The following is a 15,564-nucleotide window of genomic DNA, read 5'->3' on the forward strand; positions in this document are numbered from 1 at the left end:
GCGTCGATCTGGTCGTAAGCCTTGGCTTCGCCGCCGAACTTGGCCGACAGCACGGTGGCGATCGCCGCCGTCAGCGTGGTCTTGCCGTGGTCAACGTGACCGATCGTGCCCACGTTCACGTGCGGCTTGGTGCGGGTGAATTTACCTTTTGCCATTTTTCGACTCCGAAAAAAACGATTTCAACGCATGCAGATGGGTCGCAAGCCTGTCGTTGCAACCCCAGAAAACTGGTGCCCTTTGCGGGAATCGGACCCGCGACCTCTCCCTTACCAAGGGAGTGCTCTACCACTGAGCCAAAAGGGCTTTTGTTCTAACCAAATCGCTTCCGGCGCCGAACCGGGTCTCTGGAGCGGGAGACGGGAATCGAACCCGCGTCATCAGCTTGGAAGGCTGGGGTTCTACCATTGAACTACTCCCGCATCGGGGGCACTTCAAGGCACCCAAAGCGCTAGATCCAATCGCTCTTAGAAACCAAATTCATCGCTGGTGGAGAGGGCTGGATTCGAACCAGCGTACTCGTAAGAGGGCAGATTTACAGTCTGCTGCCATTAACCACTCGGCCACCTCTCCGGCGAACCTCGAAATATAGCACGATTTTGTGACTACACAGGATTCCCAGCAAAAGATGAAGCGTGGAAACCTGCTCGAGGTGTGAAGCCTCTGATTATGAGCGAAGTTCGGAGCCTCCCGACTGCTGCGCCTCACGCCATGCACGGGCTTGGCCAAAATGACCGCAGCCGATGAACGGAACCGGCGGCCGGAGCGCAGAAAGCGGCGAGGGATGATTCGACATCAGCACCTTATGGCGCCCAACGTCGATCAACGCACGCTTACTTTGCGCGTGCGAACCCCATAGCATAAAAACAACAGGTCGTTCGCCCTGCGCCACATGGCGAATCACGGCGTCGGTCAGCACCTCCCAGCCGCGGCCTGCGTGGCTGGCCGGCTGGGCTTCCTCGACCGTGAGACAGGTGTTGAGCAGCAGCACGCCGTGCGTCGCCCACTTCACGAGACTGCCACCCGGGTTCGGAAACGCCGGCGGCGGCGTGCCCAGGTCGCGCTGGAGCTCCTTGAAGATGTTGCGCAGCGACGGCGGCAGCGCCACGCCCGACGCCACCGAGAAGGCCAGCCCCTCGGCCTGCCCGCGCCCGTGGTACGGGTCCTGGCCCAGGATCACCACGCGCACGTCTTCCGGCGGCGTGAGTTCCAGTGCCCGCAGCGGCTGCGGCGGAAAGATCACCGCCCCGGCGTCGAGGCGCTCGCGCAGGAAGCCCTGCAGCTTCTGGCCGACCGCGCTGGCGAAGAAATCGTCGACCAGCGGCTGCCAGCCCGGCGCCACCGGCCAGTCGGCAGGGTCGCTGCTCGACAGCTGGTCAGGCCGCGTCATTTGAACAATGCGGCGAGCGCCTCGCCGGGTTCCTTGGCGCGCATGAAGGCTTCGCCGACCAGGAAGGCGTTGACGCCCGCGCCGCGCAGCGTGGCGACGTCCTCGCGCGTGGCGATGCCCGATTCGGTCACCGGCAGGCGATCCGCCGGCAGCCTGGGCAACAGATCGATCGTCGCCTGGATCGACACCTCGAAGTTGCGCAGGTTGCGGTTGTTGACGCCGATGAGCGGCGTCTTGAGCTTCAGCGCGCGATCGAGTTCGCCCGCGTCGTGCACCTCGACCAGCACCGCCATGCCCAGCCCGCGCGCGATGGCTTCGTAGTCCTTCATCTGCGCGTCGTCGAGGCAGGCGGCGATCAGCAGGATGGCGTCGGCGCCCATCGCGCGCGACTCGTACACCTGGTAGGCGTCGACGATGAAGTCCTTGCGCAGCACCGGCAGGTCGCACGAGGCGCGCGCCTGCTTGAGGTAGTCGACGCCACCCTGGAAGAACTGCTTGTCGGTCAGCACCGAGAGGCAAGCCGCGCTGACCACGCCGTCGCCCTCGGCATAGCTTTGCGCGATGTCGGCCGGAATGAAGTCTTCGCGCAGCACGCCCTTGCTCGGGCTGGCCTTCTTGACCTCGGCGATCACCGCCGCTTGGCCGGCCGCGATCTTGGCGCGCAACGCGGCCTCGAAGTCGCGCGTGAGCACGCGGCTTTCGGCGTCGAAGCGCACGGCCTCGAGCGGGGCACGCTTCAGTGCGGCGGCAACTTCCTGGCGCTTGACGGCGACGATTTTGTCGAGAATGTCTGACATGGCTTGCTCTGCTTTCGATGGCACGACGGCCTGATTCTCAGAAGGAGGTGGAGGCCGCGACCAGCTCGGCGAGCTTGGCCTTCGCCGCACCGGACGCGATGGCCTGGCGCGAACGCTCCACGCCCGCCGGCACCGAGTCGACCACGTTGGCCGCGTACAGCGCCGCGCCCGCGTTGAGGAGCACGATGTCCAGCGCCGGGCCGGCCTGGTTGTCCAGCACGCCGATCAGCATGGCCTTCGACTGCTCGGGCGTCTCGACGCGCAGCGAACGGTTGCTCGCCATCTGGAAGCCGAAGTCTTCCGGATGCAGCTCGTACTCCCGGATCTCGCCGTCCTTGAGCTCGCCGATCATGGTGGCCGCGCCCAGCGAGATCTCGTCCATGCCGTCGCGCCCGTAGACCACCACCGCATGCTCGGCACCGAGGCGCTGCAGCGCGCGCACCTGGATGCCCACGAGGTCGGGGTGGAACACGCCCATGAGGATGTTCGGTGCGCCGGCCGGGTTGGTCAGAGGGCCGAGGATGTTGAAGATCGTCTTGATGCCGAGTTCCTTGCGCACCGGCGCGACGTTCTTCATCGCCGGATGGTGGTTCGGCGCGAACATGAAGCCGATGCCGACCTGCGCGATGCACTGCGCGATCTGCTCGGGCTTGAGGTTGATGTTGACGCCCAGCGACTCCAGCACGTCGGCACTGCCCGACTTGCTCGACACGCTGCGCCCGCCATGCTTGCTGACCTTGGCGCCGGCCGCAGCCGCGACGAACATCGAGCAGGTCGAGATGTTGAAGGTGTGCGAGCCGTCACCGCCGGTGCCCACGATGTCCACGAGGTTCGTGGTGTCGGCCACGGGCACCTTGGTCGACACCTCGCGCATCACCTGCGCGGCGGCGGTGATTTCGCCGATGGTTTCCTTCTTCACGCGCAGGCCGGTGATCAGCGCGGCCATCATCACGGGCGAACACTCGCCGCTCATGATGAGCCGCACGATGTGCAGCATCTCGTCGTGGAAGACTTCGCGGTGTTCGATGGTGCGCTGCAGCGCTTCCTGGGGGGTGATCATGAAGAGTCTCCTCGGTGTGTGCGTATAGCCAGGCTTCAGAAGGTGTGAATGAATCCGGCGTGGCCGAGCAGCCCGCTCAGGCGCGTCCGCTCAAGGCGCAAAGCGCAGCCATAGCTCGGGCTATGGCGAGCATTTGCAACGCCGAGGGGGCGTGTCTGGGCGGGATGAGCGGACATGGCGGGTTCGTTCACACCTTCTCAAGCCTTGAAGAAGCCGCGGATCGCCGCGACGGCGCGGTCGACGCCCGCGGCATCGACATCTAGGTGCATCACGAAGCGCAGGCGATACAGCCCGGTCGCGAGGATGCCCTGCTGGTTGAGGCTGGCGAGCAGCTCCGCAGAACGCGCCTGCGCCGCCCCCGCGAGATCGACGAACACGATGTTCGTGTCCGGCGCCTCGACCTTCAGGCCTTCGATGCCTTCCAGCCCCTGCGCGAGGCGCTGCGCCAGCGCATGGTCGTCGGCCAGGCGGTCGATGTGGTGGTCGAGCGCATGCGAGGCCGCGGCCGCCAGCAGGCCGGCCTGCCGCATGCCGCCTCCCGCCATCTTGCGGATGCGGTGGGCGCGCGCGATGAACTCGCGCGAACCGACCAGCGTCGAGCCGATGGGTGCGCCCAGGCCCTTGCTGAAGCACACCGACACGCTGTCGAAGCACTGCGCGATACGGCGGGCTTCGGCGCGGATGTCGGTTCGCTTGTTCAGCGCAGCCTGTGCGGTGGCGGCATTGAAGAGCCGCGCGCCATCGAGGTGCCGCTGCAGCCCCTTGCTTTTCGCCAGGTCTGTCGCGGCCTGCACGTAGTCGAAGGGCAGCAGCTTGCCGCCCAGCGTGTTCTCCAGCGCCAGCAGCTTCGTGCGCGCGAAGTGCGCGTCGTCGGGCTTGATGGCGGCCTCGATCTGCGCCAGCGGCAGCGTGCCGTCGGGCGCATGGTCGAGCGGCTGCGGCTGCACGCTGCCGAACACCGCAGCGCCGCCGCCTTCCCAGCGGTACGCATGCGCCTGCTGGCCAACGATGTACTCATCGCCGCGGCCGCAGTGCGACAGGATCGCGCACAGGTTGCTCTGCGTGCCGGTGGGCACGAACAGCGCCGCCTCGAAGCCCAGCAGCGCGGCGATCTTCTCCTGCAGCGCATTGACGCTCGGGTCGGTGCCGAAGACGTCGTCGCCCAGCGGCGCAGCCGCCATGGCCTCGCGCATCGCGGGCGTGGGCTGCGTGACGGTGTCGCTGCGCAGGTCGACGATGGGAGAGCGTTCGGTCATGGTGGGTCAGTCCAGAAAGTTCTTGAGCATGGCGTGGCCGTGCTCGGTGAGGATCGATTCAGGATGGAACTGCACGCCTTCGATGCGCACGTCGTGCGCAAAGCCGGTGTGCCGCACACCCATGATCTCGCCGTCGTCGGTCCAGGCGGTGACAGCCAGTTCTTTCGGGCAGCTCTCGCGCTCGATCGAGAGCGAGTGGTAGCGGTTGACGATGAACTTCTGCGGCAGCCCTGCGAACACGCCCTCTTGCGTGGTCGTGATCTCGCTGGTCTTGCCGTGCATGAGCTGCTGCGCGCGCACGATCTTGCCGCCGAAGGCTGCGCCGATGGCCTGGTGGCCCAGGCACACGCCCAGGATCGGCAGCTTGCCCGCGAAGGCCTCGATGGCCGCCACCGACACGCCCGCCTCGGCCGGCGAACACGGACCCGGCGACACCACCAGCCGCGTCACGCCCGAAGCGATCAGCGCGCCGATCTGCTCGACGGTGATCTCGTCGTTGCGGTGCACCTGCACGTCCGCCCCCAACTCGCCGAAGTACTGGACGATGTTGTAGGTGAACGAATCGTAGTTGTCGATCATCAGCAGTTTCATGGCTTGCTCACAATCCGGTGCACGCCCTTCACGACGGGGAACACGTTGAAGTTGATGAGAAGGCCCAGCTTGAGGCCCGACAGGCGCAATGCGGCCAGCACCTGCGCGCGGTGCAGGTCCGTCAGCACGTCGACCGCCTTGAGTTCGACGATGACCGACTGCTCGATCACGAAGCCCGCGCGGTACACCTCGCCGAGCGACCGGCCCTTGTAGCTGGCCGACAGCGCCACGTCGCGCGCAAAGCCGATCTCGCGCTCGGCGAGTTCGATGGCCAGTGCCGCGGCGTAGGCGCCTTCGTCGAGCCCCGTGCCGAGCACGCGCTGCACCTCGACGGCGGCGCCGATTATCTCGTGCGAGAAATCGTTCTGGATGTCGGGTGCGTTGCTCATTCCAGGCCTTCCTCGACCAGTTCGGCGGCACGCAACAGTGCGCGCGCCTTGGCTTCTGTTTCCTTCCACTCCAGCTCGGGCACCGAGTCGGCGACCACGCCGGCCGCGGCCTGCACGTGCAGCATCTGGTCTTTCACGATGCCGGTGCGGATCGCAATGGCCACGTCCATGTCGCCCGCGTAGCTGATGTAGCCGCAGGCGCCGCCGTACAGGCCGCGCTTGGTGGGCTCCAGCTGGTCGATGAGTTCCATCGCATGCACCTTCGGCGCGCCGGTCAGCGTGCCAGCAGGGAACGTGGCCTTGAGCACGTCGATGGCGGTCATGCCATCCTTCAGCGTGCCTTCGACGTTGCTCACGATGTGCATCACGTGGCTGTAGCGCTCCACCGCGAAGGCCTCGGTCACCTTCACGGTGCCGGTCTTGGCGATGCGGCCGATGTCGTTGCGCGCCAGGTCGATCAGCATCACGTGCTCGGCGCGCTCCTTCGGGTCGTTGATGAGCTCCACCTCGGCCGCCTTGTCGAGCTCGATCGACGCGCCGCGCGGGCGCGTGCCGGCCAGCGGGCGGATCGTGATCTTCTGTTCGCCGTCGCCCGTGTTCTCCTGGCGCACCAGGATCTCGGGCGAGGCGCCCACCACGTGGAAGTCGCCCAGGTTGTAGTAGTACATGTAGGGCGACGGGTTCAGCGAACGCAGCGCGCGGTACAGCGACAGCGGCGACTCGGTGTAGCGCTTGCTGATGCGCTGGCCCACCTGCACCTGCATGAAGTCGCCGGCGGCGATCATCTCCTTGGCGCGCTCCACGGCCGCGAGGTAGTCGGCCTTGGCGAAGCTGCGCTCGGGCGGATGCGCCTGCGTGGGCTTCACGACGGGCGCGCTCACCGAGTACTTGAGCTTGTCCTTGAGCTCGCGCAGGCGGCGCTTGCCCACGGCATAGGCCTCGGGCTGCTTCGGGTCGGCGTAGACGATGAGGTAGAGCTTGCCCGACAGGTTGTCGATGACCGCGAGTTCTTCGCACTGCAGCAGCAGGATGTCGGGGCAGCCCAGCGCATCGGGCGGGCAGCTTTTTTCGAGCTTGCGCTCGATGTGGCGCACGGTGTCGTAGCCGAAGTAGCCGGCCAGGCCGCCACAGAAGCGCGGCAGGCCGGGCCGCAGCGCGACCTTGAAGCGCTTCTGGTAGTCGGCCACGAAGTCCAGCGGATTGCCCTTGGCGGTCTCGACGACCTGGCCGTCGGTCACGACTTCGGTGACGGCCTCGTCGCCGAAGCCCGAGGCACGCAGCAAGGTGCGCGCCGGCAGGCCGATGAAGCTGTAGCGCCCGAAGCGCTCGCCGCCCACCACCGATTCGAGCAGGAAGCTGTGCTTGCCGCCGCCCTGCGAATGGGCGAGTTTCAGATAGAGGGAAAGAGGCGTTTCGAGGTCGGCAAAGGCCTCGGCCATCAGCGGGATGCGGTTGTAGCCCTGGGCGCTGAGGCTCTTGAATTCAAGTTCGGTGATCACGGATCGTTCTCCAATTGCCTGCCGACGCTCCTTTGGCCGGTGGCAAGGTCATTCACGAGAGTGGCCCGGTGCCGGCATGCGTGCCGGCTCGGAACCGCGGGCGCACGGCGTGCGCCGCGCAATCAAACAGTCAGCGATGTATGGCGACGCCAGGGCCAGGCTCCCCGGCTGCCTTCACCTGTTTGAATGATGTGATGAACGAACATGGAGCGCCGAGTTTAGCCCACGAAAACCAGGCCTTGTGCAACCGCAGGCTTCAGGGTTCCCCCGGAGCCTCTCGGATAAAACGAAAAGATACATTCGCACGACCGTTCGCAAATTCAAGGAGACTCACTTGCTCGCACCCCTGCTCCCGGCCGTGTTCTCCCGCCTCGCGGCGCTCGCTGTCCTCTCGGCCGCGCTCTGCGGCAGTGCCTTCGCGGCGCAGGTCGAGGTGGCGGGCGTCAAGCTCGACGACCAGATGGACCTGCGCGGCGCCCCGCTGGTGCTCAACGGCGCGGGCATCCGCTACAAGACCATCATCAAGGTCTACACCGCCGGTCTGTACCTGGGCAAGAAGGCCTCGACCACCGAAGAGGCGCTGGCCGTGCCGGGGCCCAAGCGCGTGGCGATCACGATGCTGCGCGACATCGACGCCAACGAGCTCGGCAAGCTCTTCGTGAAGGGCGTGGAAGACAACTCGCCCAAGAGCGAGATGGTCAACCTGATCCCCGGCCTGCTGCGCATGGGCCAGATGTTCGCGGACCAGAAGCAGCTCAAGGCCGGCGACACCTTCACCATCGACTGGCTGCCCGGCACGGGCACGCTGATCACGGTGCGCGGCGTGCCGCAGCCCGACCCGGTGAAGGAAGTGGCGTTCTTCAATGCGCTGATGCGCATCTGGCTCGGCCCGAACCCGGCCGACTGGAAGCTGAAGGACGCGCTGCTCGGTAAGCAGTAGGCCGGCGCAGGCCCGTCAGGCCGCCGCGAGGTCGGCCAGCGATTCCACGAACCCGTCCGCATCCACGCCGCGCACCGGCTCGCCGTGGTTGTAGCCGTAGGTCACGAGCACCACGGGGCAACCGGCGGCGCGCGCGGCACGCGCGTCGTTGCTCGAATCGCCCACCATCAGCGTGCGCGCGGGCACCGTGCCCAGCGCCTCGCAGGTCTTCAGCAACGGCAGCGGATCGGGCTTCTTGCGCTCGAAGGCATCGCCGCCGAACACCTGCTCGAAGAAGCCGTCGAGCCCCTTCGCGGCCAGCAGCGGCTTGGCAAAGGAGGTCGGCTTGTTCGTGAGGCAGGCCAGCCGCAGCCCGCGCGCGCGCAGCGCCTTCAGGCCCTCGACCACGCCGGGGTACGCGGCCGAATACCGGCCGTTGATCTCCAGGTAGTGGTGCTGGTAGCGCTCCCACGCGCGATCGAACAGCGCCGCCGGGGCCGGCGCGCCCACGTGCGCCAGCGCCGACAGGATCAGGTGCTCCGAGCCCTTGCCCACCATGCGCTCGATGGCGGCGGGCGCCACCGGCGGCAGCTCGAGGTCGCGCAGCATGCGGTTCAGGGCCTCGGCAAAGTCGCCGAGCGTGTCGACCATGGTGCCGTCGAGGTCGACGATGGCGGCGTCGAAGCGGGAGAGATCGGTGCGAAGAGTGTCCAAGACAGGCGGCTCCCGGGGAGCGAAGTGGGTGGTGGATGCGCGAGGCACGCATTGTCCTCCGGCCGCAAAATAGGCGCCCATGACCCCCACGACGCCCCCGCCCTCCGCCCCTCGCCCCATCCGCACCGCCGCCACGCTCGTCGTCCTGCGCGACGGCCCCGAAGGCCTCGAGGTGCTGATGCTGCGGCGGGCCGAGAAGGCCAACGACCAGAACAGCGGCGCCAGCGTCTTCCCGGGTGGCATGGTCGATGCGCACGACCGCCTGCTGCACCCGCTGTGCGCGGGCCTGGACGACGCCGCCGCGAGCGCGCGGCTGGGCCTGCCCGAAGGCGGGCTCGACTTCCACGCAGCCGCGATCCGCGAATGCTTCGAAGAAGCCGGACTGCTGCTCGCGAACGATGCGCAGGGCCGGCCGGTCGAGCTGCTCGCGCTCACCTCGGGCGAACTCGACGGGATGCGCGCCGCCGCCGAACGCAGCACCGACGCCCTGCTCGCCCTGTGCGCCGAGCGCGGCTGGTGTCTTGCCGTCGACCGCATCGCGTACTTCAGCCACTGGCTGACCCCGCCCGGCATGCCGCGCCGCTTCGACACGCGCTTCTTCGCGGCCGCGATGCCCGCCGGCCAGGACGTGCGCCCCGACGGCCGCGAAACCGTCGAGCACCTGTGGCTGAAGCCCGCCGACGCGGTCAGCCCCGAACGCGGCCTCAAGCTGCTGAACGTGACGCGGCGCGTGCTCGAGCACCTGGCCACCTTCGCCCGCGTCGACGACTTCATGGCCCATGCGCGCGCGCTGCGCCGCATTCCACTGACCATGCCGCGCCTGGCCGACGGTCCCAAGGGCCGACGGCCGGTGAACATGGAAGAGCCCGCCTACGACGAGATCGGACACCTCGATCCCGACGGCCAGGGCGGCGGTCGCTATGCGCTCGAGGCGGGCCTGGTCACGCCGCTGTCCGCGCGCGTGGTGCGCGTCGTGCACGACAGCGGCCTCAACAGTTTTCTCATCGGCGGCACCGAGGGCTGGGCGTTGATCAACCGCGTGCCCGGCGATGCGGCGCACGAGGCCGCGCTGCGGGCGGCGGCGCCTGGGCCGGTGCGGTGGGTGCTGTCGGCGGACGCGGCGCCGCAATCTCTGGACCTCGGCGGCGCCACGCTCCAGGTGCTGGGCGCACAGCGCTTCCTGCTGGCCGAGGAGCGCATGCTGTTCACGGACGACGCGACGACCACCGCCGTCGAGACGGATCACCGCGTCGAATGGATCGTGCCCGCGCGCGGCTTCATGCGCCGCCCGGCGTCGGCGCTCGCCGACTGAGGCGCGTCTTCAGGCCTGCTGCGCTTCCGTCAGCGCCTGCGCCGCCACCACCGCCTCGGTGCGGTTGCGCACGTTGAGCGCGCGGAAGATGGCGGCCAAGTGGATCTTCACCGTGCCTTCGCTGATGCCCAGGCTGCGCCCGATCAGCTTGTTCGGCTTGCCTTGCGACAGCAGCTGCAGCACCTCGACCTGCCGCTCGGTGAGCACGCTGCGCAGATGTTCGAGGGTCTGGGTGCCGCCACCGCCGCCACCGCCGCGCGCAAAGGGCTCGCCCGCCGCGGCAGACGACGGCGACACGCCGGCCACGATGCCCGGCGGCAGCGCCGTGAGCATCATCGGCGGCACGTACACGCCGCCCGCCAGCACCAGGCGCACGGCCGACAGCATGACGTCGGGCGAGTAGGCCTTGGGAATGAAACCGAGCACGCCGCGTTCGAGCGCGCTGCGCATGATGGACGGGTCTTCGTAGCCCGACAGCACGATCACGGGCACGGCCGGGTGTCGTCGCCGGATCTCGTCGATGTGGGCCTGCCCGTCCGCACCGGGCATGTTGAGGTCGATCAGGGCCAGGTCGAGATCGTCGGTCGCGCCGGCAAGCAGTTCGTCGACGCTCAGCGCCAGGACGAACTCGATGCCAGCTCCCAGCTCCGACAACTTGGCTTTGACCGCCTCGATGACGAGCCGGTGGTCGTCGGCGATCAGAATTTTCATGGCATACCCCAGTGTCCCAACGTCAATGTGCATTGGATTCTTCTGCGACTGCGAAGATAACGGCGATTGCCCCGTCCAGCAAGGCCGCCGCGCCCCACCAACGGCATAGACCCCAAGCGGTATGGCGGCCCCGTGGGCCCGTTGAAAAAATGAACGCCCACTCCAACGACCGGGGACATGGGCATGTGCGATCGCTGCAGACGCCGGTGCAAGGCATGCTTCGCAATGCACGCTTGAGAAGCGGGCATCCCTCATGGCCCGCCTGCTCGACTGCTTCTCGCCCTTCATTGCCTTCGGTCTCGGCCTGGACGCATCGATCGCGGCCGGCCACCCCACCCTCACCCACGGCGACGCCCAGCGCGAGGCCCTGCGCCTGCTGGACATCGCACGCGCCGACGCCGACGTGGCCGGCGCCACCGCCACGCAGATCGAGTCGGCCGCCTTTGCCATGGTCGCGTGGCTCGACGAGATCCTGGCGCGCCACCCCGACGCGGTGGACGGCGCGGCGCCGCTGCAGGTGCAGCTGTTCAACTCCAACAACGCGCACAGCGAGTTCTTCCACCACCTCTCGGCCCTCGGCGCGCAGGACCATGCGGTGCGCGAGGTCTACTGGCATGCGCTGGCCCACGGCTTCAAGGGCCAGTACTACTTCGAGTCGGGCGACGAAGGCGAGCTCGGCAAGCTGAAGGACCTGCACGGCCGGCAGCTGCAGCCGCCGCCGCTCGAACTCGGCAGCCTCGCGCAGGACCACATCACGCCCCAGCCCTACGGCGTGCCCGACCCGCGCGGCCCGGCCGACATGCGCCGGCGCGACCGCACCGTGCTGCGCACCGGCACCGCGCTGGCCGTGCTGGTGCCCGCGCTCTTCCTGCTGTGGCACTGGCTGGCGGGGCCGCCGGCCGCCGGCACGGCGCTCACGCAGCGCATCGACCGGCAACTCGCCAGCTACGCCTGCGCCGACCTCGAGGCCTCGATCGACCCCGACGGCCGCCCGCGCGTGACCGGCTTCGTCTCGCAGCGCGACGACCTGCTCAAGGTGGCGGAGGACGTCGCGGCCATTCCCGGCGTGCGCGCGCCGCAGTTCGACATCGGGCTGCGCGTATGGCCGCACTGCGAGGTGTTCGCCATCCTCAAGCCCTCGCAGGCGCGCAACCGCCAGAAGAGCCACGGGCTGAGCGTGAGTGCGCCGTCCGCGCGCGACGGCCGGCTGCGCGAGGGCGACGCGGTGCGCGTGCAGGTGGTCGCGCCGCGCCACGAGAGCTACATCTGGGTCGACTACTACACCGCCGATGGTTCCGTGATGCACCTGAACACCGGGCCGGCCCCGACGCGGTTGCGCGCGGGCGAGTCGCTGGAACTCGGGTCCGACATTCCCTCGAGCTGGCTCGTGAGCCCGCCCTTCGGCAACGTGCTGATCACCGTGCTGTCGGCGCCGATGCCGTTCAGCGAAACCTCCGACCGCCCGCCGTACGAGATGGCCTCGGCCTACCTGCTGCGCCTGCGCGAGGCGCTGGCCGCGAGCAAGAACAGCGAGCGGCTGATCGCCGACTTCATCTCCCTCGAAACCGTGGCGCGCTGACCTCGCCCTTCCCCACCATGTTCGACACGCTGTCACCCGTGCACCTGTTCTGGCCGCTGCTCGCGGTCTGCCTCGCCGGCCTGGCGCTGCTGTACGCCGCCGTGCGCGACGCCGGCCGCGGCGCGCGGCGACGGGGCCTGCTGCGGCGCGTCGATGCCCTCGGCGCGCCCGCCGACCACGCCGCCGTCGACGCGCTGAAGGAGGCCATGGCGCAGGCGCGCACCTCGCTGCGGCAGGCGCCGCGCACGCGCGCGACGGCGCCGTGGTTCCTCTTCATCGGCGGCCCGGCCACCGGGCTGCCGGGGCTGCTCTCGGCCGCCCGCGCCGAATGCGTGGCGCCGCCCGCGAACGAGGCACCCGGCACGCCCTGGTGGCGCTGGTGGACCACCGGCGCGCTGACGGCCATCGAGCTGCATCCCGATGCCATCGGCGACCAGGCCGGCACGGCGCCCGCGCGCGGGCTCTGGCTGCAGTCGCTGCTGGCGCTTGCCGAGCGGCGCGAACGCCTGCCGCTGCACGGCGTGGTGGTGTGCGTGGCGGCCGGCGACCTGCTGCACGGCGACCCGGCCCTGCGCAAGCGCGCCACCGCGAACATGCGCCGCCTGCTCGACGAAGCCAGCGACACGCTGCGCCTGCAGCTGCCGGTCTACCTCGTCGTGACGGGTCTCGAAGGCCTCAAGGGCTACGCCACGCTGCGCGCCGCGCTGCCGCCCGAGGTGCTCGCGCAAGCACTCGGCCACCGCGTGGAGCACCCGTTCGCGGCGCACGCAGCGCGCGCCGCCGACCGGCTCGATGCGCTGTTCGATCCGCTCGTGGCGCAGCTGCACGGCCTGCGCATGGCCCTGCTGCGCGAGCAGCCGGGCCCCGCGGGACGGCTCGCGCTGCATGGCTTCGTGGAGAGCGTGCGCACCTTGCAGCCGGCCTTGCGGCAAGTGGCGCAGGGGCTTTTCGAGGGGCACGGCAAAGGGGTGCGCGCGCCGCGCTGGCGCGGGCTGTACCTCACGGCGACGGCGTCGGAGAACGGCACGGGCGCCGCGTTCGTGAGCGACCTGTTCGGCCGCTTCCTGCCGGCGGACCAGCCGCTGGTGCGGCCGGGACGCTTCGCGCCCACGGTGCCGGCGGAACTGCGCTGAGGCCGCCGTGCAGCTGGCGTTACTTGGCGGCAGCGTCGACGCGGATCTGGCGCGCGCCGAAGGTCACGTTGAGCACCTGCGCCTGGCCCGGCACGACCGCACGCACCTCGCGCCAGCGCGCGCGGTCGAGGTCGCGGAACGCGGCCATCACGCCGATGGCCTTGGCATCGGCCGGCAGGGTGAGGTCGAGCTTTTTGCTCTCGCCGGGGCGCAGCAGCATTTCTTCGCGCTGCACCAGTTCGGCGCCGAGCGTGGCCTGGTCTTTCTCGAACAGCGAGAAGAAGTCGGCGCCTTCGAAGGGCCCCGGCGTCTTGAGCGCATAGACGCGCACCGTGAGCGGCGAGGCGCGCCCGCGCGCATCGGGGTTGGCATCGGCGCCGGCCGTGAGCGTGATCGACACCGGCGTGACCACCGGTTTGCTCGCGCAGCCCGCCATCAGAAGACCCGCTGCAGCAAGGCCAAGGGCTGCGATACGGCGTCGCGATGCGACAGCAAGGAGGCCCTCATAGGACGAATGGTGTGTACCCAGCGTGCGCATGCTATTCCCTTCGTTGCATTGACCGGTCCTGACGCATCTTTGATTATCACCAGCGAACTCGAACAGGCAACATGCTGACTCCCCAACTCGTCGACGCACTGCTCACGCCCATCGGCGAGGCCTCGCCTTGCGGGGACGACTTGGAGTACGACGCGGACTTCATGGCCCTCACGACTGCGGCGCAAGGCAAGGCCGAGCAGCAGTTCGGCGACACCGTGATCCCCGCCGTCGAACCCGACTGGCGCGACGTGGCCGAACGCGCCGATGCGCAGCTGCGCCGCAGCAAGGACGTGCGCGCCGCCGTGCTGCTGCTGCGCGCCGCGACGCGCCTGCAGGGCGTGGCCGGCTTCACGGCGGGCCTGCAATTGCTCACCTCGCTGCTCGACACCTTCTGGGACGGCATACATCCAAAGCTGGATGCGGACGACGACAACGACCCCACCATGCGCCTGAACGCGCTCGCGCCGCTGAGCGACGACAGCATGGTGCCGCGCGACCTGTACGACGCCTCGGTGGGCAACGCGCCGGGCGTGGGCCCGATCCGCGTGCGCGACATCGCCATCGCGCACGGCGTGCTCAATGCCGTCGGCGGCGAGGCCTCGTATTCGCCCGCGCAGGTGCATGGCGGGCTCGAGGCCCTGCACGCCGCGAACCCCGAACAACTGCAGGCCGCCATCGGCCTGCCCGCGCTGCTCGATCGCCTGCAGAAGCTGCTGGGCGAGCGCACCGGCCGCACCGATGCGGTGGACCTGGGCACGCTGCGCACCGTGTCGCGCACGGTCGCCAAGGCCTGCACGGCGGCAGCCGGCGCACCGGAAGCCTCGGCCGATGAAGGCGTGGCCACAGACGGCGACGCCCCTGCCGGCAACACGGCCCGCCCGGCCGCGCCGCGCGGCGAGATCCAGAACCGCCAGGACGCGGTGCAGATGCTCGACCGCGTCATCCGCTACCTCGAACAGGCCGAGCCCGGCAACCCCGCGCCGCTCCTGATCGAACGCGCCAAGAAGCTCATCGGCGTGAGCTTCCTGGACATCATGGCCAACCTCGCGCCCAACGCGATGGACACCATCGAGACCGTGACGGGCAAACGCCAGTCCGAATGACCGCCGCCGTTTCCACCCGTCCCCTTTCATTCCCGCAAGGAGCATCGCCATGGCCAAGAGCAGTCAGAAATTCATCGCACGCAACCGCGCGCCCCGGGTCCAGATCGAATACGACGTGGAGCTCTACGGCGCCGAGAAAAAGATCCAGCTGCCCTTCGTGATGGGCGTGCTGGCGGACCTGTCGGGCAAGCCCGCCGACCCGCTCGCGCCCGTGGTCGACCGCAAGTTCCTCGAGTTCGACGTCGACAACTTCGACGCCCGCATGAAGGCCATGAAGCCGCGCGCCGCCTTTGCCGTGGAGAACTCGCTCACCGGCGAGGGCGACCTGAAGGTCGAGCTCACCTTCGACAGCATGGACGACTTCTCGCCCGCGGCCGTGGCCCGCAAGGTGGGCGCGCTGAACAAGCTGCTCGAAGCGCGCACGCAGCTGTCGAACCTCGTGACCTACATGGACGGCAAGGGCGGCGCCGAAGACCTGCTGGCCAAGGTGCTCGAAGACCCGGCCCTGCTGCAGACGCTGGCCGCCAGCAAGAAGCCCGGGGACGGCGAAGCCGCCGCCTGAGCCTCACCCCGATT

At 68.8% G+C, this 15,564-nt stretch carries 17 protein-coding genes and 3 tRNA genes; 6 read left to right on the plus strand and 14 right to left on the minus strand.

The genetic code is table 11. The annotated features are described in order from the left end of the window. The 11 genes from AC1RL8_RS30535 to trpE all read right to left on the minus strand — a co-directional run. Nucleotides 1-155 (minus strand): GTP-binding protein (locus AC1RL8_RS30535; protein WP_435488097.1); only part of this gene is annotated, 155 nt, incomplete at its 3' end. A gap of 73 nt (nucleotides 156-228) precedes the next feature. Next, nucleotides 229-303: transfer RNA gene (locus AC1RL8_RS30540), tRNA-Thr, on the minus strand. Between the two features lie 42 nt (nucleotides 304-345). Then, a tRNA-Gly gene (locus tag AC1RL8_RS30545) sits at nucleotides 346-419 on the minus strand. Between the two features lie 65 nt (nucleotides 420-484). Continuing rightward, nucleotides 485-570 (minus strand) — tRNA-Tyr (locus AC1RL8_RS30550). A gap of 94 nt (nucleotides 571-664) precedes the next feature. Beyond that, complete coding sequence (locus AC1RL8_RS30555) at nucleotides 665-1,387, minus strand: uracil-DNA glycosylase (protein WP_095950912.1); 723 nt, start codon at nucleotides 1,385-1,387, stop codon at nucleotides 665-667. After that, complete coding sequence (gene trpC, locus AC1RL8_RS30560) at nucleotides 1,384-2,184, minus strand: indole-3-glycerol phosphate synthase TrpC (protein ID WP_492687332.1); 801 nt, start codon at nucleotides 2,182-2,184, stop codon at nucleotides 1,384-1,386. Before trpC ends, AC1RL8_RS30555 begins: the two co-directional genes overlap by 4 nt. A gap of 37 nt (nucleotides 2,185-2,221) precedes the next feature. After that, a complete protein-coding gene (trpD, locus tag AC1RL8_RS30565; RefSeq protein ID WP_159273691.1) occupies nucleotides 2,222-3,244 on the minus strand; it encodes an anthranilate phosphoribosyltransferase in 1,023 nt (340 codons plus the stop codon). A 197-nt stretch (nucleotides 3,245-3,441) separates the two neighbouring features. Then, nucleotides 3,442-4,500, minus strand: coding sequence for a low-specificity L-threonine aldolase (ltaE, locus tag AC1RL8_RS30570; protein WP_492687333.1), 1,059 nt, complete (start codon nucleotides 4,498-4,500; stop codon nucleotides 3,442-3,444). A 6-nt stretch (nucleotides 4,501-4,506) separates the two neighbouring features. Further along, nucleotides 4,507-5,091 carry an aminodeoxychorismate/anthranilate synthase component II gene (locus AC1RL8_RS30575; RefSeq protein WP_070063896.1) on the minus strand — a complete coding sequence of 195 codons (585 nt, stop codon included), beginning with the start codon at nucleotides 5,089-5,091 and terminating at the stop codon, nucleotides 4,507-4,509. After that, complete coding sequence (locus AC1RL8_RS30580) at nucleotides 5,088-5,480, minus strand: GxxExxY protein (protein ID WP_139701546.1); 393 nt, start codon at nucleotides 5,478-5,480, stop codon at nucleotides 5,088-5,090. Before AC1RL8_RS30580 ends, AC1RL8_RS30575 begins: the two co-directional genes overlap by 4 nt. Continuing rightward, nucleotides 5,477-6,979 carry an anthranilate synthase component I gene (trpE, locus tag AC1RL8_RS30585; RefSeq protein ID WP_056584602.1) on the minus strand — a complete coding sequence of 501 codons (1,503 nt, stop codon included), beginning with the start codon at nucleotides 6,977-6,979 and terminating at the stop codon, nucleotides 5,477-5,479. Before trpE ends, AC1RL8_RS30580 begins: the two co-directional genes overlap by 4 nt. Before the next feature lie 334 nt (nucleotides 6,980-7,313). Between trpE and AC1RL8_RS30590 the strand changes: the two genes are divergently transcribed. Continuing rightward, nucleotides 7,314-7,919, plus strand: a complete 606-nt coding sequence (locus AC1RL8_RS30590) for a chalcone isomerase family protein (RefSeq protein WP_062479293.1) — start codon at nucleotides 7,314-7,316, stop codon at nucleotides 7,917-7,919. A gap of 15 nt (nucleotides 7,920-7,934) precedes the next feature. On the opposite strand, the gene AC1RL8_RS30595 is transcribed toward AC1RL8_RS30590, so the two are convergent. Then, the gene (locus AC1RL8_RS30595; protein WP_492687334.1) at nucleotides 7,935-8,612 is read right to left on the minus strand and encodes a phosphoglycolate phosphatase; all 678 of its coding nucleotides are present in this window, start codon (nucleotides 8,610-8,612) and stop codon (nucleotides 7,935-7,937) included. A 79-nt stretch (nucleotides 8,613-8,691) separates the two neighbouring features. Here AC1RL8_RS30595 and AC1RL8_RS30600 point away from each other — a divergent pair, with 79 nt between their 5' ends. Beyond that, complete coding sequence (locus tag AC1RL8_RS30600; protein WP_492687335.1) at nucleotides 8,692-9,924, plus strand: NUDIX hydrolase; 1,233 nt, start codon at nucleotides 8,692-8,694, stop codon at nucleotides 9,922-9,924. Between the two features lie 9 nt (nucleotides 9,925-9,933). On the opposite strand, the gene AC1RL8_RS30605 is transcribed toward AC1RL8_RS30600, so the two are convergent. After that, a complete protein-coding gene (locus AC1RL8_RS30605; RefSeq protein ID WP_492687336.1) occupies nucleotides 9,934-10,635 on the minus strand; it encodes a LuxR C-terminal-related transcriptional regulator in 702 nt (233 codons plus the stop codon). 253 nt (nucleotides 10,636-10,888) lie between these two features. On the opposite strand from AC1RL8_RS30605, the gene AC1RL8_RS30610 reads away from it, so the two are divergent. Continuing rightward, a complete protein-coding gene (locus AC1RL8_RS30610; RefSeq protein WP_492687337.1) occupies nucleotides 10,889-12,214 on the plus strand; it encodes a DotU family type IV/VI secretion system protein in 1,326 nt (441 codons plus the stop codon). 17 nt (nucleotides 12,215-12,231) lie between these two features. Further along, nucleotides 12,232-13,347, plus strand: coding sequence for a type VI secretion system protein (locus AC1RL8_RS30615; protein ID WP_492687338.1), 1,116 nt, complete (start codon nucleotides 12,232-12,234; stop codon nucleotides 13,345-13,347). 19 nt (nucleotides 13,348-13,366) lie between these two features. Here the strand turns inward: AC1RL8_RS30615 and tssJ are convergent, their stop codons facing one another. Beyond that, the gene (tssJ, locus tag AC1RL8_RS30620) at nucleotides 13,367-13,885 is read right to left on the minus strand and encodes a type VI secretion system lipoprotein TssJ (protein WP_307696189.1); all 519 of its coding nucleotides are present in this window, start codon (nucleotides 13,883-13,885) and stop codon (nucleotides 13,367-13,369) included. 71 nt (nucleotides 13,886-13,956) lie between these two features. On the opposite strand from tssJ, the gene tssA reads away from it, so the two are divergent. Together tssA and tssB are read left to right on the plus strand one after the other, a co-directional pair. Beyond that, nucleotides 13,957-14,988 carry a type VI secretion system protein TssA gene (gene tssA, locus AC1RL8_RS30625; RefSeq protein ID WP_492687339.1) on the plus strand — a complete coding sequence of 344 codons (1,032 nt, stop codon included), beginning with the start codon at nucleotides 13,957-13,959 and terminating at the stop codon, nucleotides 14,986-14,988. A gap of 49 nt (nucleotides 14,989-15,037) precedes the next feature. Next, nucleotides 15,038-15,550, plus strand: a complete 513-nt coding sequence (tssB, locus tag AC1RL8_RS30630; protein WP_062482197.1) for a type VI secretion system contractile sheath small subunit — start codon at nucleotides 15,038-15,040, stop codon at nucleotides 15,548-15,550. Nucleotides 15,551-15,564 lie beyond the last annotated feature (14 nt).

Source organism: Variovorax sp. GW822-FHT04E09, assembly GCF_058800845.1.